Genomic DNA, 19,963 nt, shown 5'->3' with positions numbered 1-19,963 from the left:
AGAAATAAAGCCTAATTAAGAGATTATTTATAATTACTTTTAAGAATCAATAAATTGATTTTGCTTAAGATGAATTAAGCAGTAATTCTTAAAATATTAATTTTCTTAATGTTAAAAAATACCAACTACAATTTGTAAAATTTCACCGCATTTCCAAAGAAAAAAAGTTTTTGTTCTTCCTTTGAAAACTGATTGACATATTTTGAAACCAGTTCCAGCCATAAAGCATAATTTCCACCCAATAGCATCACAGGCCAATCGCTCCCGAAAAGTAAACGCCCAATCCCAAACTGAGAAAAAACAAAATCTAAAGTTTCAAAAATTGATTTTTCATCAATCAAATTCCAGCTTCCTTGCGTCAAAAGCCCCGAAATTTTACAATACATATTCGGATTTTTAGCCAATTCTGAAATATTCGATTTCCAGTCTTTCAAATCATTTGTTTTCAAATCCGGTTTTCCGCAATGATCTAAAATGAAAGGCTGATCTGGTAATTTTTCTGAAAGTTTCACTGCATCCAAAAGTTGATGCTGCCTCAACAAAATATCAAAAGTATAATTAAATTGATGAAGTTTTTTGATTCCGTTGAGTACTTTTTCCTGCAACAAAAATCCCGTTTCTTCACCTTCAGCAATATGTCTGAAACCTTTAATTAACTTTTCAGATTGATACTTTTGAAGCGATTCCTCTAATTTTTCGGAAGCCAAATCAACCCAGCCTACAATGCCTTTAATAAAAGTATTTTCTTTAGCCAAATTCAGCAAAAAAGTAGTTTCCTCATCACTTTGATCTGCCTGAACTGCAATACAACCTTCAACCTGATTTTCATTTAAATAAAACGAAAAATCTTGTGGCAAAAAATCTCGTCGAATTGCAGTCATTTCATCCGTAATCCAAGCATCACGAATCGGATCAAATTTCCAAAAATGCACGTGAGAATCAATAATCATAAACTATTATTTTTACTAAAATTGGATTTACAGTGAAAATATTTGAGTCATCAGTTTCCATTTTTCTCCTGGCTTCGAATTGGGTAATTGTTGTTGAAATTTCCACATCAATTCTTCCCATTCCTGAACTTTCGGCCTGTTTTTATCCGCTTCATTCTTAGCTTCAAAAGAGAAATTATCATCTGCCTCAACAATCATGAATAATCTATTTTGAATACGATAAATTTCCATATTCAAAATTCCCGAATTCAAAATACTCTGCTTGATTTCCGGCCAGATATTTTGATGATATTTTTCGTATTCCGCTATCAGTTTTTCATCGTCTACCAAGTCGAGAGCGAGACAGAATTTTTTCATTCGTCGTACGCTTTTACGTGCTGTGTACTGCTTCCCAAACCATCAATTCCCAATTCAACTACATCTCCAGCTTTCAAATACCACGGTTCAGGTTTTTGTCCCAAACCAACACCAGCAGGCGTCCCTGTCGTGATTACATCACCCGGGAGCAAAGTCATAAACTGACTGATATAGCTCACCACAAAAGGGATATTGAAAATCAAATTTGAAGTGTTTCCATCCTGTAAAATTTGTCCATTAACTTTCAGCCAAAGACGCAAATTATGAACATTTTCAATTTCATCAGGCGTTGCAATAAAAGGTCCGATTGGCGCAAACGTATCACAGCTTTTTCCTTTTACCCATTGTCCGTTTCTTTCGATTTGAAAGGCTCTTTCACTATAATCGTTGTGCAAAACATATCCTGCAACGTGCTCAAGTGCATTTTCTTCGGAAACATAACTTGCTTTTTTCCCAATCACAACAGCCAATTCAACTTCCCAGTCGGTTTTTGTGCTGTTTTTCGGAATAATTAAATCATCATTCGGCCCAACAATTGCCGAAGTCGCCTTGAAAAATAAGATCGGTTCCTGAGGAATCGGAGCGTTGGTTTCAGCAGCATGATCTTTATAATTTAAACCTACACAAATGATTTTTGAAGGTCTTGCCAAAGGTGATCCCAATCTTTCGTCAGCCGAAATTTCGGGTAAATTATGTGTATGTATTTCAGATTTTAATCTTTCTAAAGCATCACCGGAAAAAAAGTTTTCATCGTAATCTTTTACCAAATGAGAAACATCGTATCTTTTTTCGCCGATAATGACTCCCGGTTTTTCCTGTCCTGGTTTTCCGAATTTTATTAATTTCATATTTTAATCTTATTATTTCTATTAAATTTATTTTTAGGAGCTTAATCCCGCTATCCACTATATCTTTTTTGTTATTGCGAACAAAGTGAGGCAATCTGTTGAACTTTTTCAGCCCTCGCAATAACAAAAAAGGATGTCGTTTCTATCGGGGCTAGGGTAGTTTAGCTCCGTTTCAACTTTTGTATTAATTTACAAAAGTTAATTGTTCAAAGTTGTAAAACCACCATCAATTGGATAGTCTACGCCCGTAATGAATGACGCTTCATCACTGCATAAGTACAATGCTAAAGATGCCACTTCCTCCGGTTGCGCCATTCTTCCAATTGGCTGAGTTTTCGATAATTTTTCAAACATTTCATCAATATTACCAGGGTAATTTTTCTGTAAAAATCCATCCACGAAAGGCGTGTGAACTCTTGCCGGAGAAATTGAATTACAACGAATATTTTCATTGATATAATCTTTGGCAACGCTCATCGTCATTGCTTTCACCGCACCTTTTGCTGTACTGTACGCAAATCGATCAGGAATTCCGACCAATGCCGCAATCGAAGCCATATTGATAATTACACCTCCATTTGATTTTCTAATTTGTGGAATTCCGGCAAACAGACAATTGTAAACACCTTTAATATTGACATTATACAATTTGTCGAAATCTTCTTCTGAAGTCGTATCCGCTTTTCCAATGTGTGCAATTCCGGCGTTATTAATCAAAATATTGATCGCTCCAATTTGCTCAAAAACAGCTAAAACATCTTTCTGTTTTGAAACATCACAGGCATACACTTTTGCATTTCCGCCTACAGATTGTATTTTCTCTAAAGTTTCCTGTCCGTTCTGTTCTGTGATTTCGAGAATATGAACTTCCGCACCATTGGTTGCAAGTTGAACGGCAATGGCTTGTCCGATTCCGCTTCCTCCGCCTGTTACGACTGCTTTTTTATTTTTTAATGAAAACATTTTTTTTTATTATTATTTTATTGATACTGTCATAAACCACCCCGTCAAAAAATCAAAGATTTTTTGCCACCCCTCCAAAGGAGGGGAATTTTGTCCGCATCTTTAAACTTGGCTCTTTTTACTTTTAACTTGTCTCTTCCATCAAAGACTTACCCCTCTTTTCCACGGAATAAAATCATCCTGATTCAATGCTACAGCTTTAGGAATAATATTTCCACTGGCGACTTCAATGCAGAAATCCAAAATATCTTCACCCATTTCCTGAATCGTTTTTTCACCACGAACAACCGCACCTGTATCAATATCAATAATATCCGACATTTTTGTTGCCAGAGCGGTGTTGGTTGCTACTTTGATAACCGGACAAACCGGATTTCCTGTCGGAGTTCCTAGGCCTGTGGTAAATAAAATTAAAGTTGCTCCGGAAGCTGCTTTTCCTGTGGTTGCTTCCACATCATTTCCTGGTGTGCAAACTAAGCTCAATCCTGGTTTGGTTGCAGGTTCTGTGTAATCCAAAACATCAACAACAGGAGATGAGCCTCCTTTTTTAGCTGCTCCGGCAGATTTTATGGCATCGGTAATCAAGCCATCTTTTATATTTCCCGGTGATGGATTCATATAAAAGCCTGAACCGACTGCATGAGCCAATTCATCGTATTCCGTCATCAATTTAATGAATTTTTCGGCAGTTTCTTTGTCTACAGAACGGTCGATTAATTCCTGCTCAACGCCACATAATTCTGGGAATTCTGCGAGTAGAACTTTAGCTCCCAAAATAGAAAGCATATCTGCAAGATGTCCAACCGCAGGATTCGCTGAAATTCCACTAAAACCATCGCTTCCACCGCATTTTACGCCTATACAAAGTTTGCTGATGGGTGCATCTTCACGTTCAATTTTATTAATTTCAAGAAGTCCTTTTAATGTTCCGAAAATTGCATTTTTAAGCATGGTTTCTTCACTTTCGGCTTTTTGTTGCTCAAAAACGAGTAGAGGTTTGTCGAAATCAGGATTTCTGTTGTATAAATCTTTTTTAAAATTATCAATCTGAAGATGTTGGCAGCCTAAACTCAACAAAGTAACCCCTGCAACATTGGGATGATCGGCATAAGAGGCCAACAATCTGCTGAGCGTATCGGCATCCTGTCTTGTACCGCCACAACCGCCTGTGTGATTGAGAAATTTGATTCCATCCACATTTTTAAAAATTCTTTCTTTAGAAGGAATATTGGATGGCGAAAAATCAATATCATCCAAATTTTCTCCTTTTGAAATGGCTTCTACGAGTTGATGTGTGTAGTTTTTGTATTTTGCATCAACAGCATATCCGAGTTCGTTGTAAAGGGATTCTTTAATGATATCAAGATTGCGGTTTTCACAAAAAACAGTCGGAATAAAAAGCCAGTAATTGGCTGTTCCTACATTGCCATTTGAACGGTGGTATCCTTTAAAAGTTTTATGTAGAAATCTACTGACATCAGGTTTTGTCCATTGATAGTCGACTTTACGGTAATAATAAGGTTCGGCGGCGTGTTTTGTGTTTTCTGTTGTCATTCGGGTTCCTGCTCCCAAATCGTACTGAACTTTTCCGACTAAAACGCCATACATAAAGATTTCGTCACCTTGTTTCATGTCGTTCATGAAGAATTTATGTTTGGCAGGAATAGCTTCTAAAGTCTTGTATGTTACACTTTCAAAAACAATTTCGGTTTCTGCGGGGATATCCTGCAAAGCGACCAAAACATTGTCTCTTTGATTTATTTTTAAAATTAAATTGCTCATTTTTAATTTATCCTTTTTTATGCGCCTTGTTTTTTAACGCAAAGTGCGCAAAGATTTTCTTTACTATTGTTCTGCATATTTTTCGTTCACAAAGGCACTCCGCTCAGCAAAGACATGAACGATTTTATTTTCATTAATTATGATGATGAATTTTTATTTCTGAATCTTAGTGAAAACAGAAATACGATGATAAAACAGATAACAGGAACGATATAAGATAAATGAATATTCCCTGAAATATCTGTGATTTTACTTGCTATTGGAGGGATGATTGCACCTCCGACAATCGACATAATTAACAAACTCGATGCTGATTTGGTTTCCGAACCCGCTCCTTCAATTCCTAAAGCAAAAATCGTTGGGAACATGATTGACATAAAGAATGTCAGCAAAACAAGTGCATACAACGTTGAAATTCCCGATCCTATAACGATCCAAATGCTTAGAATGATACTGATTACACTATAAATTCCCAGCAGCTTTTGTGGCGAAATATATTTCATGAAAAACGTTCCGGCAAAGCGTCCAATCATAAATAAAAGTCCGGCAACTCCTGCGTAGTATTTTGCTTCTTGTCCGGCCATATCAATAGCGTCTTCCGCAAATACCAAAAGAAAACTAAAGATATAAATTTGTGCCCCAATGTAAAAAAACTGAGCCAAGACTCCCCAACCGACATTTTCCACACCTAAAACCTGCAGGAAATTCTTGGTTGATTTTTCTTTATTTTCGGATACTTCCGGAAGTTTTATGAATAAAAATAAAATCATCACCAGCAAAAGAATCAAACCTAAAATTAGGTAAGGTCCTTTTACCAGTGAGGTTTCAGCTTGAATATAGGCTACTTTTGCTGCTTCAGAAAGTGTTGAAAGTTCTTCCTGAGATTTTGGTTCTTCACCTAAAATAAAAATTCCGCCAATGATAGGAGCAACAGAAGCTGCTAAACCATTGAAAGACTGAGCAAAATTCAATCTTTGTGCTGCTTTTTCCGGTTCGCCTAAAATCGTGATATAAGGATTTGCTGCAGTTTCCAAAATTGCCAAACCACAGGACAAAACGAATAATGCTCCGAGAAAAAACGGGTAACTAATTGTATTGGCAGCCGGAATAAATAAAAAACATCCCGCTGCAAAAAAGAATAAACCCGTTAAAATTCCTGTTTTGTAGCCATATTTTTGAATGATGATTCCTGCAGGGATGGCGAGTAAAAAGTACGCCGCAAAAACAGCGGAGTCTACCAATGAAGCCTGAAAATGACTCAATTGAAAAGCGCTTCGTAAATGTTTAATCAAAATAGGATCGAGGTTGTGGATAAATCCCCAAAAGAAAAATAAACTCGTGATAAGAATTAAAGGAAAAAGATAATTTTTCTTTTTGAATACAGAAGAAATCGAACTTCCGGTATAGGTATTATTCATTGATCTGGTATATTGATGAATTACTATTTTGCTATTTGTTTGCCATGAAATTGTACTGCATTTTTTTGAGCAGCATCTTTAACAGGTTTTTCTTCAAAAAATAAAGCTTTTCTGATTTTTTAAAAGTATAACATTTTTACAAAATAAAAATTAACAGAGCAGGATAGTACAAGATAGTTTAAGTATTTTTGTAATTTATTGAGAATTTGTTATTGGGTTTTTGTTTTACTTTATTTTTTGATTTTACTTAGAGAGTGATGATTTTAAATAGAAATATTTTAATTTATCAGAATGTGTTTTTGAAATAAAATTGTTTGTTAACGATCTCAATTTGTAAATTTTAATATAATTTAGTGAAGCCTTATATAAAATTATATCCATGAAAGAAATTATATTGTTTTTGATTGAAAAAACTTTATAACAGAAGTTGGAAAAGAATAAATAAGTAATCTTGAAATTACATTCACCATCAACAAAATAAAGCTAATGACAGAATATAAAGTAAAATCAAGCAATTCTTTAGTTTTTGAATTAACAAAAGACGAAGCGTCTATTGGAACTTTGACTTATACAAGTTGGTTTAGATTCAGTGCTGAATTTGAAATTTTACATTCAAAATATCAGATTGAACCCAAAGGTTTTTGGGGAACGACTATTGAGCTTAAAGAAGGTGAAAGAATACTTTTGAAATTCAGAATGAACTGGAATGGAGAAATTGTGATTCAAACGTATTTTAATGAAATTAAAAGCGGATATATTTTTAAACATCGAGGTATTTTCAAAGAATCATTTGTACTTGCTGATCAAAACGGAATAGAGCTTTTAGTGATGAAACCGGATTTAAAATGGCATACTATGCATTATGAATATCAAATCACAACTTCAGATACCTTCGATACTTTTTTCGAAAAAGAAATATTATTGATGACTTCTTTACATTGTGCCAATTATTATATGTCGATGATGACAGCAGGAATGTAAGCTGAGATTATAAAAGAATATGATGAGCGGTAAGTAAGGACTGCTCAATTTTTATTTTTAAGATTTAATTTATACCTATAAAAACCAAATGACGAAACATCTAGGTAGAAGAGTTCAGTAAACTTGTACCGAAATAATTTACTTTCTGATTTGTAAAATTATTTACAAAGATATACTTGCTTCTTGAAAAAATACTTGTCCATTTTTCGGTTGTATACAGAATGCTGATAACACTAGTTTTGTAAAAAAATAATATGACACATATTCAGACTTTTAAAGAACTGCATACAAACGAAGAGCCTTTATTATTAGGAAATGTATGGAATCCGCAAAGTGCGAAAGTATATGAAAAATTAGGATATAAAGCATTGGCAACTTCCAGTTCAGCTGTTGCCCATAGTTTAGGATATGAAGACGGTGAAAATATGACCTTTGATGAGTATCTTTATATTATTGAACGAATTTTAAAATCTATATCAATCCCATTAACGGTAGATTTGGAAGGCGGTTATGGAAAAAATGCGGAAGAAATCGTTTCAAATATTTCAAAGCTTGCCGAAAGAGGAGTAGTCGGAATTAATATTGAAGACAGTGTGATGGTAAATGGAATCAGACAAATTACAGATAAAGAGATTGTTTACGAAAAGCTGAAATCGGTTATTTCAAAATTAAAAGAAAACAATATTGATATATTCGTTAACCTGAGAACTGATCCGTTTTTATTGGGATTGGAAAACCCTGTAGAAGAAACACTTCAAAGAATAAAGCTCTTTGAAAAAGCAGGAATTGATGGTATTTTCGTTCCTTGTATTACTTCAGAAAATGATATTGAAACAATTGTAAATTCAACAATACTTCCTGTAAACGTAATGGCGATGCCTGAACTTCCGGACTTTATCACATTAAAAAGATTAGGCGTAAAAAGAATTTCTTCAGGTAATTTTGCCAATGGATATATTTATAAAAGCTTAGAAGAAAAAGGCCTGGAAATTATAAAAGAGAAAAGTTTTTCACCTATTTTTATATCGTAATGAAATTAACAGCAGACAGAATGTATCAGGCATCTTTAGATAAAGATTCTTCATTTGAAGGAACTTACTGGATGGCTGTAAAAACGACCGGAATATTTTGCCGGCCGACCTGTACTGCGCGAAAACCCAAAAAGGAAAACGTAGAATTTTTCCTAAGCACACAAGAAGCTATTGAAAAAGGATACCGTGCCTGTAAGATCTGCAACCCTCTGAAAAAATTAAATGAAACCCCTCAATATATTCAGGAGCTGTTGGCAGAACTGGCGCAAGATATATCGCTGAAAATAAAAGATGCAGATCTCTCAAAAAGAAATATAGAACCTGTAACACTCCGTCGATGGTTTTTAAAAAATCATAGGATGACTTTTCAGGCTTTTCAACGAGAATTTCGGATGAATGCTGCTTTTAAGAAAATTAAAAATGGAGAAAGTATTATAGAAACGGCTTTAGATTCAGGATATGAAAGCTTAAGTGGTTTTAATGAAGGATTTAAAAACATTTTGGGAAGTTCGCCGACAAAAAGTAAAAAACAGATGATTATTGATCTTAAAAGAATAGAAACCCCTCTCGGAACCATGTTTGCCTGCGCTATTGATGAAGGAATCTGCCTGCTCGAATTTACAGATCGCAAAAATATGGAAAAGCAGTTCATCGCATTATCCAAAGCTTTGAATGCGGAAATTGTGCAGGGTGAGAACAAACACTTTAAGCAGCTGGAAGAAGAATTGAAGGAATATTTTGAAGGCAAAAGACAGATATTTGAAGTTCCGTTATATATCACAGGCACACCGTTTCAGGAGAAAGTTTGGCAACTGTTGAGAGAAATTCCTGTAGGGGAGATCAGAACCTATAAACAACAATCAGAACTTCTTGGAAATCCAAAAGCGATTCGTGCGGTAGGAACTGCAAACGGAATTAATAAAATAGCCATTTTGATTCCCTGCCATCGCGTGATTGGTTCAAACGGAGAGTTGGTGGGCTATGCGGGAGGAATATGGAGAAAACAAAAATTATTGGAATTGGAGAAGGCTATTCTGTTTTGATTTTTGTAATTTTAAACAAAAATTTACACGTGAAAAAGTTACTATTTGCACTTTGCATATCAACTTCAGTTTTCAGTTTTGCACAAGACTATTCTGTACCGGCTGTAAGTCCGCGTCAGAAGGTAGAGCAGCAGTTTTCAATGTCTAAAATCTCAGTCGATTACGGAAGACCGGGAGTGAAAGGACGTAAGATTTTCGGAGATTTGGTTCCTTACGGACAGGTTTGGAGAGCCGGAGCGAATTCATCAACAAAAATTACTTTCGGACAGTCAATTAATTTCGGAGGAAAAGTAGTTCCTGCAGGAACGTATGGTTTATTCATTGTTCCGACAGAAAAAGAATGGAAAGTTATTTTAAATAAAGATTTTCAGCAGTGGGGCGCTTATACGTATGATCCAAAACAGGATGTTGTAGACGTTACTGTTCCTGTGAATAAACTTGCGGATAAACAAGAGTGGTTTGAAATTACTTTAAATCCAACAGATGAAAATACAGGAAATCTAGTGATTAAATGGGATAATTCTCAGGCGGAAGTAAGTATGAAACCTGCAAAACTAGATGCAGTCATTAAAATTTCAGACAAACTGAAAGAAATTAAAAAAATTGAATCTGACGCAGCAAAAGCTAAAAGCTAAAATCAGTCTGATTTAAATCAAAAATATACTGATGAAATTTTCTATACAAACCATTCTAGAAAATCAGGAATATCAATTAATCCCCTTACAGCAAGGGGATTTTGAATCTCTATATGAAGTGGCTTCCGATCCTAAAGTGTGGCAACAACATCCGAATAAAGATCGTTACCAGCGAGAAGTTTTTGAAAACTTTTTCAAAGGTGCCATAGAAAGTAAAGGAGCTTTTAAAATTGTTGAAAAATCGACTGGAGATATTTTAGGAAGTACACGTTTTTATGACTTTGATGAACATAGAAACAGCATTTTTATTGGCTATACCTTTTACGGAACAAAATCTTGGGGAAAAGGAATCAATCCTCAGATCAAGAAGATAATGCTGGATTATATTTTTCAGTTTGTGGATATTGTTTATTTTCATATTGGAAAAGAAAATTTCCGTTCACAAATTGCATTAGAACGATTGGGCGGACAAAAAATTGCGGAAGAGGAAGTGGCTTATTTCGGAGAACCGACGAGAACCAATTTTGTGTATGAAATAAAAAAAGAGAACTGGGTATGAAAAAATATAAAATTCAGAAATCACCGTTTGTAGTTCCGACAACAGATGGAAAATTAATAGAAGAACACTGGGGAAATTCAACGCAGAATTCTAATATTTCAATTGCTCATATGGTGGCACCGCCGGATTGGAGCGAACCACACCAAACTCCCGAATTTGACGAGTTTACCTTAATCATTTCCGGGAAAAAACAATTTGAAATTGACGGAGAAATTGTGACTTTAGAAAAAGGTCAAAGTATTTTGATTGAAAAAGGAGCAAGAGTCCGTTACAGCAATCCGTTTTCAGAGCCTTGTGAATATATTGCAATTTGCCTTCCTGCGTTTTCTATGGATTTGGTAAATAGAGAAGAAGAAACAATTTAAATATGGCATTACAAACTTGTCCTAAATGTAAAGAAAATTCATTTACTTGGTTTATCAACGGAAAAACTCATTTGACGAGTTGGAGTTGTTTTAATTGCGATTATGAAGCAAAGGAAAATGAAAGTGATCTATGTGTCTGTGAAAATTGTGAGCAGCAAACAAAAACGAAGTTAAAAGATAAGGAAAAAGAATATTGGTGGTGTTCTAATTGTGATGAAACCAGTGATTTATAAATGTAAAAACAACCTCTATTGTTGAGGTTGTTTTTTTATGTATTGTAGTTGAATTATTTCAAAATTTCCTTCAAAAACATCAACGTATGATTCCAGGCTCTTTTTGCCATGATCTCATTATAATCCGGTGATTTCGGATCTGTAAAAGTATGTTTTGAATGTGCATACGTAATGATCTGCCAATCTGCATTTCCTTCGTTCATTTCCTTGATCAGATTGTTGTAATCTTCAGGAGTTACACTTTTATCATCGGCTGGATTTTCAACCAGAATTTTAGTAGAAATAGGACCGTTCTTTCTGGTCTGATCTTTCCCGATGCTTCCATGAATAGAAACAACGCCTACTACCGGAAGACTTCCTCTTGCCGATTCTAAAGCTCCCGTTCCTCCGAAACAATAACCGATCACCGCAATTTTATTCGGAAGTGCCCCGTTTTTCTTTAATTGTTCCAAAGCAAGGGTTATCCTTTTCTGATAAGCCTCATAATTTTGTTTGTAATATCCCGCAGATTTCCCTGCGCTTGCATTATCTGCCGGAATATTGCCTTCCCCGTAAATATCTGCAACAAAAGCAATGTATCCTTGTTTTTCAAGTTCTACAGCAGCTGTTTTTGCTTCATCATCAATTCCCTTCCAGGCCGGAAGGATTAAAACGCCCGGAAGTTTTTTGCCTGCGTTGGAAGTTACCAGTCCGTTCAGCTTTTGAGAACCGTCCTGATAAGCAATTGGTTTAAGATTTTGACTGAAAATTGTCCCTGAAATGATTAAAAATGCTGCGGACAAGATTGATCGTATCATATTTTGTAATTTTTAGTGTTGTTTTGTCATTATAGGAATGACTTATCTAAATTAATAAAAATAACTTACAATGAGATTGGTGCTATGAAAAATGAGATTTAAGCTTACCCGAATTGTATACCTAAATCGATTAATTCTTGCTCTAAATTAGTTTCAGGAGTAATATGAACGGTTGCAAAACCTAATGATTGAGCGATTTCAATATTTTTCGGATTATCATCAATAAAAACTGATTCCTGGGCTTGAAGATTGTATCTTTCTAACAAAATATGCCAGATTTTAGGATCAGGTTTAATTAATTTTTCGGTTCCGGAAACCACAATTTTTCCGTCAAATAATTGAAAAAAATCATAAGTTTCCAGCGCATAGGGAAACGTTTCTTCCGACCAGTTGGTTAATCCGAATAAGTGATAATGGGTTTTTCCAAGCTTTCTCAATACTTCTACATTATCAGGAATATCACTTTTTAACATGGTAGTCCAGTTATCATAATAAGCTCTGATTTCTTTTTCCCAGTCCGGAAATTTTTTCACCTGAATTTCTGTTCCTTCAGAAAGTGTTCTTCCTCGGTCTTGCTCTTCATTCCATGAAGTTTGAGCAATGTTTTCAAGAAAATATTCCATCTTTTCGTCGTTATTAAAGTAGGCTTTGAAAAAATATCTGGGATTCCAGTCCATTAAGACGCCTCCAAAATCGAATATGATGTTTTTTATTTCCATAATAAATGTTGAGTGTTAGAAAAGCTTATTCAGGTCTGTAAAACTGATATTGTTCGTTCTCGTAATAAGCGTTGATATGTTGCAGACCATTCGTTAAAATAATCTCTTTGGCTCCGATAATGGAGTTGTATCTTGCGGTCTGTTCAAACGTTTTTTCGGTTAATTTGATCTGTGGAGCTTTACATTCAATTAAAATAATAGGCTCTGTTTTTTCTGTGATCAGAAGATCGATTCTCTTTGTCAAACCGTTTAAAACGATCTTTTTTTCAGTAATTAAAGCTGAGGTAGAATACGATTTTACAGTAAGATAATAATGGATCCAGTGTTGGCGAACCCATTCTTCGGGAGTGAGTAAAAGATAGGTCTTACGAACTAAATCATAAATAAAAAACTTATCTTTGTCTTTCTTGAATTTAAAATCAAAAGTTTCCTGAAAATTCAGTTTTGGAAGTTCCATTTATAAGATGAAAGAATTAGATTTAATCCTCAAAAATATTAAAAATAAAGAAGTATTACCTATTTATTTTTTCCACGGAGAAGAACCTTACTTTATAGATCTTGCTGTAAAAGCTTTAGAACACGATTTTTTGAATGAAGATGAAAAAGCATTCAATCAAACGGTGGTGTATGGAAAGGATACCTCTTATCAGGAAGTTCTTTCGTTGGCGAGACAGTTTCCGATGATGGGAGACAAGCAGGTGATTATTGTAAAAGAAGCGCAGGATTTAAAATTAAATGAAGAGGAAAACAGAATTTTAGAAGCTTATGTTACAAATCATGTTCCGTCTACCGTGTTGGTTTTTGCCCATAAACACAAAAAACTAGACAGCAGGAAAAAAGTAACCAAAGCGTTGGATAAAGCCAATGCATTGTTTTTAAGCGAATCCATCAGAGAAAACAACCTTCCGAAATGGATTGCCGATGAATGTATTTCTTTAGGCATAAAAACCGCGCCCAACATTTCCCATCTTTTAGCAGAGTATCTAGGAAATGACCTTTCTAGAATTGCCAATGAGTTGAATAAGCTGAAAATCATTCTTAAAGAAGGTGAAGTACTGGATGGAACAATTATCGAAAACCATATTGGAATCAGTAAGGAATACAACGTTTTTGAATTACAAAAAGCTTTAGGAACAAAAAATGCCAATGCTGCATTCAAAATTGCTCATTTTATGGGTAAAAATCCGAAAAATAATCCTTTTGTGATGATGTTGGCGAGTTTATATAACTATTTCTCTAATGTCATTATTTATAATACAATGACAGGTCAATCACCACAGGCGATTGCCTCTCAAATGGGAGTAAATCCGTATTTCATTAAAGACTATGCAGAGTCGGCAAGACTATATCCTTTGAAGCACGCCACAAGAGTGATCTCTATTTTAAGAGAATTTGATATGAAAGGAAAAGGATTGGGAGCTGTAAATATGAGTGAAGCAGAACTTATTAAAGAGCTGGTCTACAAAATCATCAATGTTGATAAGATTAAGATGAAAGTATGATGTGAGGTAACGAGATACGAGGTGCGAGTTGATAGAAAGATCAACATTATAGATTCGAATCCCGAACCTCGCACAACCCGAACCATTGAAAATTGACATAGTAGATATTGACAACTATCATTAAAATAACTTTAAATTAATATTAAAAATTACGAAATTAGCACTCGTAAATTTTTAAATCTTTGAAAAGCAAATTATGGAGCAAAACATTTTAGATTGTGTGATCGTTGGATCTGGACCTTCTGGTTTCACAGCGGCAATTTATGCAGCAAGAGCAGACCTTAAACCTGAATTGTATACAGGTCTGGAACCGGGTGGACAATTGACTACAACTACGGAGGTGGATAACTTTCCGGGTTACCCAGCGGGAATTACAGGTCCTGAAATGATGATGGATTTGCAAAAACAAGCGGAAAGATTCGACACAAAAGTGCATTATGAAATGATCACTAAAGTTGAATTTTCTAAGGAAGTAGGAGGGATCCACAAATTATATGCAGGTAATAAAGAGATCTTGGCGAGAACAGTAATTATCTCTACAGGAGCGACTGCAAAATATTTAGGGCTAGATGACGAGAAAAAATATAATGGAGGAGGGGTTTCTGCATGTGCAACATGTGACGGATTTTTCTACAGAGGGAAAGACGTTGTCGTAGTTGGAGCAGGAGATACAGCAGCTGAAGAGGCTACTTATCTTGCTAAACTGGTAAACAAAGTTACCATGTTGGTGAGAAAAGATGAGTTCAGAGCTTCAAAAGCAATGATTCACAGAGTTCAGAATACACCAAATATTGAAGTGAAATTCCACCATGAATTAATTGGTATTGAAGGTGAAAATAATCTGGTAGAAAGAGCGGTGGTAATTAATAATCAGACTCAGGAAAAATCTACAGTAGATGTTCACGGAATTTTTATCGCGATTGGTCACAAACCTAATACCGATATTTTTGTCGGGCAGATCGATTTAGATGAAAACGGATATATCGATACTGAAAAAGGTTCTTCAAGAACAAATCTTCCTGGGGTTTTTGCTGCAGGAGATGTTCAGGATCATATCTACAGACAGGCGATCACCGCGGCTGGAAGCGGTTGTATGGCTGCAATGGATGCTGAAAAGTATTTGGCAGAATTGCATTAATAGCAAATTAACTTTTACAACATATAAAACGCATCTTTCGGGATGTGTTTTTTATTTTTTATTCCGAACATTTCTATTATTAATCGATGTTTGATAAAAATAATTGATTTGATTTCTAGTCTATTATTAAGTTTTGTTAAAATTTGTGTGGAAAATATTTTGTGGGAATTAAAAAACGCTCTATATTTGCACCACTGAAAACGACGATAACATCGGAGTTTATGGAGAGTTGGCAGAGTGGTCGATTGCGGCAGTCTTGAAAACTGTTGACTGTAACAGGTCCGGGGGTTCGAATCCCTCACTCTCCGCAAAAAACCTTTAAATCAAATGATTTAAAGGTTTTTTTATTTATAGATGTTTTATTTCGAATTAAGTTGAACTATATGATTATTTAATCTTCTCTTTTCTGTAAAATTCTTCCCTGGGAATCAAAAACAACTTTCCATTCTGTTGAATAGTTTTTCAGTTCAACCTTGTAAATGACTTTTCTGTTTTCTGAAATCCTTTTCACATCATCAACTCTATAACTTGAATAATACCTGTGAATGGTTTCCAAAACTGTTTTTGGAAGATTACTTTTGGCAATTTCCTCTTCATGTCTGACTAGTTTTCCGTCTCGTGTATACAGAGCTTTGTGGTCATCACCGAAAATTCCTGTCTCAAATTCTACTTCATACAGATTTCCTTTTATTTCCCACTCTATATCTCTGGCTTTTGGGAAGGTCTTTTGGAAATTATTTAAGATCACAGATGAAACTTCACTGGGATGAAGATGTTGAGCTGATATAAAGTTGAAACTTAAAGCTAAAATACTGATTGTTAAAATTAAATTTTTCATAATGTAAATTTTATATTGCTAATTTCCGAAACGATTCTGGAAACATTTGGGAACGAAATTTCTAAAGGATGAAGATGAATTATATAATTTGAAGTTGTAAAAATATTTGCACCATTGCGATTACTCATTAATTTAAAATTCCCATTTTTTTTCATATTATTACAGAATATGGAAAGATTAAAATGTATTACAGTACTATTGATTTGTATTGTGTTTCAGCAGACCGTAAATGCTCAAAAAACTAAAGATCCCATCAATTACACGATCGAAAACTGTGTCAACGAATTTGATGTGTCGAAAGCAACCAAGACAAAAGTTGGCTATCAATACTGGTTTGGTGACAAAAATTTTACGGAAGAAAATACTTTGAAAATGAGTATTGTAGAACCCGGAAAATCTACGCACCCTCCACATCATCACCCCGAAGAAGAATTTTTTTACATTCTTGAAGGAAAAGCATCTTTCTATCTCGACGGAAAAACAAGAACAGTAGGTCCGAATACAAGTTTGTATTGTCCACCCAATTCTGAACATGGAATTAGTAATGCGGGTTCGACTGATTTGAAATACTTAGTGATTAAAAAAGATTTACGTTAATACCATACAAATCATTGAGATTTATTAAATCGTGAACTTTGAAGCTGTAAAAATCTTTACACCTTGGAAAAACATAATCAAAGTTCATAAACTAATCTAAAGAATGAAGAGTTATTCTGCTTATCACGATTCAAAGGAATTCCTGTTACAATGCCGACTGCAAAATGAGAATCAAGTTTGATTTTAACTTGCGGACGTAAAGTTGACGAGATTTTTCCGTGACTGATTTCCTGATTGAGTTCCATACCAATAAAATGACTTGTATTGGGAATCGTGTACATCACAGAACTGTTGATTTCCCAGTCAACTACAGTTCCGTTTTCTCTCAATTCGTGTTGAATTTTCGGATAGGTATACACCAAAGTATGAATGTTTGAACCCCATCTTTTCGCTGCTACAAAAAACGGACTGTATACTAAACCTGTGATGAATTTTCCTTTACCATAGTTTTTAAAATCATTAAATTCTAAAACTTGTGTATAACCTATAGCCATTGAGGTTTTAGCCTTTTCTGATACAAAAAATGAGTACTGTGCAGAAAATCTGATTCCGTCTAAACGGTTTCCCGGAACTTGTTCTTTAGGAGTTCCATTTTTGGGACTGAAAAAAGAAAAATCAGTTTCCACTTCAAGACCTAATCGATTGATGGGTGCAAATTCGTATTCGGCTAAATAGCCATTTTCTCTGTAATTGTTCGTGCTTGAAAAATCAGCTCCGATGTTTAATTCTTTTTCTCCTTTTCTTGCACCAAGATCTCTTACTAAGTCTTGATAAATAGGTTCTGCATGAGAAACTTTTACCGATTTAGATTGTGTTTGCGCAGCTACTGAAAAGCATCCCAACAATTGAACTGTTCCGATGAGTAATATTCCTTTAATTGTTTTCATATTGCAAATCAACAGTATGAATCGGGAAAATTTTGGGAACAAATCTGGAATGAAATGGGAATTTTTTTGTAAAAGTAAAAAGTAAAAAGTAAAAAGTAAAAAGTTTTTTGTTAAGTCTTTAAAAACCTCACGCAGATTTTGGAGATTGAGCTGATTTTTTGTTGAATTTTAATGTAAAGATTGCGACAAATTGTTTAATGAAGCTTGAAAAAACGTACGCTTACAATCAACTTATTGATTACTCTTTGCACTCTAAAAAATTAGATTTTTATAATAAGTCTTTGCATTTAAAATATTCCAGGATATTTTAAAATTTCATTTTAAACTGATGCATTTCTTCTTCAAAAGCATATACGACAGAAAATCCATACAAATCCGCAATGGCTTTCACAATCGCCAATCCTAAACCTGTCCCAGATTGATTTTGTTGATTTTTCTGGAATCTAGTAAAGATCTTTTCCTGAGCTAGGATGTTCTGATTTCCTGTGTTTTTTACAAGTAAATAATTTTCAGAAATTTCAATCTCTACTTTTCCGTTTTTGACATTATGGAAAATAGCATTTCGCAAAAGATTGGAAACGATGATATTAATTAAGGCTGAATCGGCATTAACAGAAAGTTGTGTGTTTTCTTTAGCGGAAATTTCAACCCTCTTAAATTCAGCAATATCATGGAGGTCATTCACACTTTTAGTCACAATTTCATTCACAGATACTTCAGTATTGTCAAAAAACTGTTTGTTTTCAATTTTTGTCAATAGTAAAAGTGATTTGTTGAGACGAACCAACCTTTCAATAATTTCCATAATCTCTGCAATTTTTTCCGCTTGATCATTGGTGAAATTTTCTTTTTCCATCAACAGTTCAAGTTTACTGATGGCAATTGCTAAAGGAGTTTGGAGTTCGTGAGAAGCGTTTCCGATGAATTCCTTTTGTTGCTCGTACGTTTTTTCACTGTATTGTAAAAGAGTTGTTACGGCTTCCTGCAAATCTGAAAATTCTTTGGTTTTTGTCTCTACTTTCGGAAATTTTTTTCCTGCTCCGAGACGATAATTTTTTAGATCCTGAAGTAAATCGTAGAAAGGTTTCCACAATTTTTTAAGAATTAAATTATTGATTATTAATATACTGAAAATTAAAAGTACATACAATCCTGCGGCGTCCCAAAGCAATTCTTTTACGAGATCATCTTCTTCCACCATGTTGTTGAAAATTTTTAGCTCGTAAAAATTTCCATTCTGTTCAAAAACAGTCGTTAAAACTCGTACAGGTTCCAGTTCAGGAGCTTCATCATCGGCATCTTGGGCATAAATTTCAGTGTCTTTGTAGGTGTCTTTAAAATTAAGAGCCTCTTTTTTACTGATCGGGTTTACAGAGAAAAAGCCTTCATCAAAAGTTTTTTGTTGTAAAATAGTGGGATCTTTTTCGGCTCTGGAAACAATCTGTCGTTTGTAATTTTCCAGTTCTTCATCTACGCTGTCTTTGATTTCGTTCAGCATATTAAAATAAAACACCACCGACCAAAGACTTACAATAAGCAATAGCCACGACATGAGGTGAATAAGAGATCGGTTGAGGAGTTTCATTTTTCTTTTAATTTGTAGCCGATTCCGTAGATGGCTTCGATTTCGATTTCAGCGTCGCTTTGTTGAAGTTTCTTTCTTAAATTTTTAATCTGATAATAAATAAAATCAAAATTATCTGCCTGATCAATGTTGTCGCCCCAAACGTGTTCTGCTAAAGCTGTTTTCGTCACCAAACGATTTTTATTAAGCAGGAAATAATTCAAAATGTCAAATTCTTTTCTGTTAAGAGCGAGATGTTCTCCATTTACGGTCAAAGTTCGTTCCGTAAGATCCATTTCGAGATTGGAAATAATAATTGAATCTTTTCCATCAAGGTTTTTTCGACGCAAAACGGCTTTTATTCTGGCGTTGAGTTCAGCATTGTGGAATGGTTTGGTTAAATAATCATCTGCTCCGAGTTCAAGACCTTTCAGTTTATCCTCCAAAGAATCCTTTGCGGAAATAATGATGACATTTTCAGACTTTCCCAACTCTTTCAATTGCTGTAAAAGCTGGAGCCCGTTTCCATCGGGAAGCATGATATCGAGAAGGATACAGTCGTAGTTATACAAACCAATTTTTTCACTTGCATCATTGTAATTTTCGGCCGTTTCAATAAGATACTGCTCCTGAACCAGCGAATCGTAAATTGACTTTAAAAGTTCTTTTTCATCTTCAACAACAAGGATTTTCATACAACAAATGTAGAGAATGATTCTGGAAAGAAGTGGGAATTTTGAAGTAAAAATACTTCCA

The 19,963-nt window shown here is 34.6% G+C and carries 23 protein-coding genes and 1 tRNA gene; 11 read left to right on the top strand and 13 right to left on the bottom strand.

From position 1 onward, the window contains the following. Positions 1-125: 125 nt before the first annotated feature. The 6 genes from RM51_RS04885 to fucP form a co-directional block, all read right to left on the bottom strand. Positions 126-950, bottom strand: a complete 825-nt coding sequence (locus RM51_RS04885; protein WP_052248404.1) for an amidohydrolase family protein — start codon at positions 948-950, stop codon at positions 126-128. 27 nt (positions 951-977) lie between these two features. After that, on the bottom strand, positions 978-1,307 hold the full coding sequence (locus RM51_RS04880) for an L-rhamnose mutarotase (RefSeq protein ID WP_039365716.1): 330 nt from the start codon (positions 1,305-1,307) through the stop codon (positions 978-980). After that, entirely contained in the window at positions 1,304-2,155 is an 852-nt protein-coding gene (locus RM51_RS04875) for a fumarylacetoacetate hydrolase family protein (RefSeq protein ID WP_039365714.1), read from the bottom strand. Before RM51_RS04875 ends, RM51_RS04880 begins: the two co-directional genes overlap by 4 nt. A 198-nt stretch (positions 2,156-2,353) precedes the next feature. Continuing rightward, complete coding sequence (locus RM51_RS04870) at positions 2,354-3,118, bottom strand: SDR family NAD(P)-dependent oxidoreductase (protein ID WP_039365712.1); 765 nt, start codon at positions 3,116-3,118, stop codon at positions 2,354-2,356. A 141-nt stretch (positions 3,119-3,259) separates the two neighbouring features. Next, a complete protein-coding gene (locus tag RM51_RS04865; RefSeq protein ID WP_039365710.1) occupies positions 3,260-4,900 on the bottom strand; it encodes a UxaA family hydrolase in 1,641 nt (546 codons plus the stop codon). A gap of 137 nt (positions 4,901-5,037) precedes the next feature. After that, positions 5,038-6,318, bottom strand: coding sequence for an L-fucose:H+ symporter permease (gene fucP / locus RM51_RS04860; protein WP_052248403.1), 1,281 nt, complete (start codon positions 6,316-6,318; stop codon positions 5,038-5,040). A 486-nt stretch (positions 6,319-6,804) separates the two neighbouring features. On the opposite strand from fucP, the gene RM51_RS04855 reads away from it, so the two are divergent. The 7 genes from RM51_RS04855 to RM51_RS04825 all read left to right on the top strand — a co-directional run bounded on the left by RM51_RS04855 (position 6,805) and on the right by RM51_RS04825 (position 11,165). Continuing rightward, positions 6,805-7,299 (top strand): hypothetical protein, encoded by a 495-nt coding sequence (locus RM51_RS04855; protein ID WP_039365708.1) that lies wholly within the window; start codon positions 6,805-6,807, stop codon positions 7,297-7,299. Positions 7,300-7,553: 254 nt separating this feature from the next. Further along, positions 7,554-8,330, top strand: a complete 777-nt coding sequence (locus RM51_RS04850) for an isocitrate lyase/PEP mutase family protein (protein ID WP_039365706.1) — start codon at positions 7,554-7,556, stop codon at positions 8,328-8,330. Further along, positions 8,330-9,373, top strand: a complete 1,044-nt coding sequence (locus RM51_RS04845; RefSeq protein ID WP_039365704.1) for a bifunctional transcriptional activator/DNA repair enzyme AdaA — start codon at positions 8,330-8,332, stop codon at positions 9,371-9,373. Before RM51_RS04850 ends, RM51_RS04845 begins: the two co-directional genes overlap by 1 nt. Positions 9,374-9,402: 29 nt before the next feature. After that, the gene (locus RM51_RS04840; protein ID WP_039366444.1) at positions 9,403-10,008 is read left to right on the top strand and encodes a DUF2911 domain-containing protein; all 606 of its coding nucleotides are present in this window, start codon (positions 9,403-9,405) and stop codon (positions 10,006-10,008) included. 31 nt (positions 10,009-10,039) lie between these two features. After that, entirely contained in the window at positions 10,040-10,567 is a 528-nt protein-coding gene (locus RM51_RS04835; protein WP_039365702.1) for a GNAT family N-acetyltransferase, read from the top strand. Next, positions 10,564-10,932 (top strand): cupin domain-containing protein, encoded by a 369-nt coding sequence (locus RM51_RS04830; RefSeq protein WP_039365700.1) that lies wholly within the window; start codon positions 10,564-10,566, stop codon positions 10,930-10,932. The genes RM51_RS04835 and RM51_RS04830 overlap by 4 nt, the downstream gene beginning before the upstream one ends. 2 nt (positions 10,933-10,934) lie before the next feature. After that, entirely contained in the window at positions 10,935-11,165 is a 231-nt protein-coding gene (locus RM51_RS04825) for a hypothetical protein (protein WP_039365699.1), read from the top strand. A gap of 53 nt (positions 11,166-11,218) precedes the next feature. On the opposite strand, the gene RM51_RS04820 is transcribed toward RM51_RS04825, so the two are convergent. The 3 genes from RM51_RS04820 to RM51_RS04810 all read right to left on the bottom strand — a co-directional run bounded on the left by RM51_RS04820 (position 11,219) and on the right by RM51_RS04810 (position 13,138). Next, positions 11,219-11,962, bottom strand: a complete 744-nt coding sequence (locus tag RM51_RS04820) for a dienelactone hydrolase family protein (protein ID WP_039365697.1) — start codon at positions 11,960-11,962, stop codon at positions 11,219-11,221. A 104-nt stretch (positions 11,963-12,066) separates the two neighbouring features. Further along, the gene (locus RM51_RS04815; protein WP_039365695.1) at positions 12,067-12,681 is read right to left on the bottom strand and encodes an HAD family hydrolase; all 615 of its coding nucleotides are present in this window, start codon (positions 12,679-12,681) and stop codon (positions 12,067-12,069) included. Between the two features lie 25 nt (positions 12,682-12,706). Further along, complete coding sequence (locus RM51_RS04810) at positions 12,707-13,138, bottom strand: type I restriction enzyme HsdR N-terminal domain-containing protein (protein WP_039365693.1); 432 nt, start codon at positions 13,136-13,138, stop codon at positions 12,707-12,709. 7 nt (positions 13,139-13,145) lie between these two features. Here RM51_RS04810 and holA point away from each other — a divergent pair, with 7 nt between their 5' ends. From holA to RM51_RS04795, 3 genes are all read left to right on the top strand, one after another. Then, entirely contained in the window at positions 13,146-14,183 is a 1,038-nt protein-coding gene (holA, locus tag RM51_RS04805) for a DNA polymerase III subunit delta (RefSeq protein ID WP_039365691.1), read from the top strand. Between the two features lie 196 nt (positions 14,184-14,379). Next, complete coding sequence (gene trxB / locus RM51_RS04800; protein ID WP_039365689.1) at positions 14,380-15,321, top strand: thioredoxin-disulfide reductase; 942 nt, start codon at positions 14,380-14,382, stop codon at positions 15,319-15,321. Between the two features lie 223 nt (positions 15,322-15,544). Further along, positions 15,545-15,629 (top strand) — tRNA-Ser (locus RM51_RS04795). A gap of 83 nt (positions 15,630-15,712) precedes the next feature. Here RM51_RS04795 and RM51_RS04790 read toward each other — a convergent pair. Then, positions 15,713-16,159 (bottom strand): PepSY-like domain-containing protein, encoded by a 447-nt coding sequence (locus RM51_RS04790; protein WP_039365687.1) that lies wholly within the window; start codon positions 16,157-16,159, stop codon positions 15,713-15,715. Positions 16,160-16,327: 168 nt separating this feature from the next. On the opposite strand from RM51_RS04790, the gene RM51_RS04785 reads away from it, so the two are divergent. Next, entirely contained in the window at positions 16,328-16,756 is a 429-nt protein-coding gene (locus RM51_RS04785; RefSeq protein WP_039365685.1) for a cupin domain-containing protein, read from the top strand. 77 nt (positions 16,757-16,833) lie between these two features. On the opposite strand, the gene RM51_RS04780 is transcribed toward RM51_RS04785, so the two are convergent. The 3 genes from RM51_RS04780 to RM51_RS04770 form a co-directional block, all read right to left on the bottom strand. Continuing rightward, entirely contained in the window at positions 16,834-17,643 is an 810-nt protein-coding gene (locus tag RM51_RS04780; RefSeq protein WP_039365682.1) for an HAEPLYID family protein, read from the bottom strand. 307 nt (positions 17,644-17,950) lie between these two features. Next, positions 17,951-19,228: a sensor histidine kinase gene (locus tag RM51_RS04775; protein ID WP_039365681.1), complete on the bottom strand. Its 1,278-nt coding sequence runs from the start codon at positions 19,226-19,228 to the stop codon at positions 17,951-17,953. Then, complete coding sequence (locus tag RM51_RS04770) at positions 19,225-19,902, bottom strand: response regulator transcription factor (protein WP_039365679.1); 678 nt, start codon at positions 19,900-19,902, stop codon at positions 19,225-19,227. Before RM51_RS04770 ends, RM51_RS04775 begins: the two co-directional genes overlap by 4 nt. Positions 19,903-19,963: the final 61 nt, after the last annotated feature.

Source organism: Chryseobacterium taiwanense (genome assembly GCF_000813825.1).
In the GTDB taxonomy this organism is placed as follows: domain Bacteria; phylum Bacteroidota; class Bacteroidia; order Flavobacteriales; family Weeksellaceae; genus Chryseobacterium; species Chryseobacterium taiwanense.
Note: the sequence above shows the minus strand (reverse complement) of the source record. Positions and strands in the feature narration are given on the sequence as shown.

Excerpts from the sequence above, each read along its gene's own strand:
- RM51_RS04845 (WP_039365704.1), top strand. The coding sequence starts at position 8,330 with ATGAAATTAACAGCAGACAGAATGTATCAGGCATCTTTAGATAAAGAT.
- trxB (WP_039365689.1), top strand. The coding sequence starts at position 14,380 with ATGGAGCAAAACATTTTAGATTGTGTGATCGTTGGATCTGGACCTTCT.
- RM51_RS04785 (WP_039365685.1), top strand. The coding sequence starts at position 16,328 with ATGGAAAGATTAAAATGTATTACAGTACTATTGATTTGTATTGTGTTT.
- fucP (WP_052248403.1), bottom strand. The coding sequence starts at position 6,318 with ATGAATAATACCTATACCGGAAGTTCGATTTCTTCTGTATTCAAAAAG.
- RM51_RS04885 (WP_052248404.1), bottom strand. The coding sequence starts at position 950 with ATGATTATTGATTCTCACGTGCATTTTTGGAAATTTGATCCGATTCGT.
- RM51_RS04810 (WP_039365693.1), bottom strand. The coding sequence starts at position 13,138 with ATGGAACTTCCAAAACTGAATTTTCAGGAAACTTTTGATTTTAAATTC.
- RM51_RS04770 (WP_039365679.1), bottom strand. The coding sequence starts at position 19,902 with ATGAAAATCCTTGTTGTTGAAGATGAAAAAGAACTTTTAAAGTCAATT.
- RM51_RS04815 (WP_039365695.1), bottom strand. The coding sequence starts at position 12,681 with ATGGAAATAAAAAACATCATATTCGATTTTGGAGGCGTCTTAATGGAC.
- RM51_RS04850 (WP_039365706.1), top strand. The coding sequence starts at position 7,554 with ATGACACATATTCAGACTTTTAAAGAACTGCATACAAACGAAGAGCCT.
- RM51_RS04855 (WP_039365708.1), top strand. The coding sequence starts at position 6,805 with ATGACAGAATATAAAGTAAAATCAAGCAATTCTTTAGTTTTTGAATTA.
- RM51_RS04865 (WP_039365710.1), bottom strand. The coding sequence starts at position 4,900 with ATGAGCAATTTAATTTTAAAAATAAATCAAAGAGACAATGTTTTGGTC.
- RM51_RS04830 (WP_039365700.1), top strand. The coding sequence starts at position 10,564 with ATGAAAAAATATAAAATTCAGAAATCACCGTTTGTAGTTCCGACAACA.
- RM51_RS04780 (WP_039365682.1), bottom strand. The coding sequence starts at position 17,643 with ATGAAAACAATTAAAGGAATATTACTCATCGGAACAGTTCAATTGTTG.
- RM51_RS04775 (WP_039365681.1), bottom strand. The coding sequence starts at position 19,228 with ATGAAACTCCTCAACCGATCTCTTATTCACCTCATGTCGTGGCTATTG.
- holA (WP_039365691.1), top strand. The coding sequence starts at position 13,146 with ATGAAAGAATTAGATTTAATCCTCAAAAATATTAAAAATAAAGAAGTA.
- RM51_RS04835 (WP_039365702.1), top strand. The coding sequence starts at position 10,040 with ATGAAATTTTCTATACAAACCATTCTAGAAAATCAGGAATATCAATTA.
- RM51_RS04880 (WP_039365716.1), bottom strand. The coding sequence starts at position 1,307 with ATGAAAAAATTCTGTCTCGCTCTCGACTTGGTAGACGATGAAAAACTG.
- RM51_RS04825 (WP_039365699.1), top strand. The coding sequence starts at position 10,935 with ATGGCATTACAAACTTGTCCTAAATGTAAAGAAAATTCATTTACTTGG.
- RM51_RS04870 (WP_039365712.1), bottom strand. The coding sequence starts at position 3,118 with ATGTTTTCATTAAAAAATAAAAAAGCAGTCGTAACAGGCGGAGGAAGC.
- RM51_RS04875 (WP_039365714.1), bottom strand. The coding sequence starts at position 2,155 with ATGAAATTAATAAAATTCGGAAAACCAGGACAGGAAAAACCGGGAGTC.
- RM51_RS04790 (WP_039365687.1), bottom strand. The coding sequence starts at position 16,159 with ATGAAAAATTTAATTTTAACAATCAGTATTTTAGCTTTAAGTTTCAAC.
- RM51_RS04820 (WP_039365697.1), bottom strand. The coding sequence starts at position 11,962 with ATGATACGATCAATCTTGTCCGCAGCATTTTTAATCATTTCAGGGACA.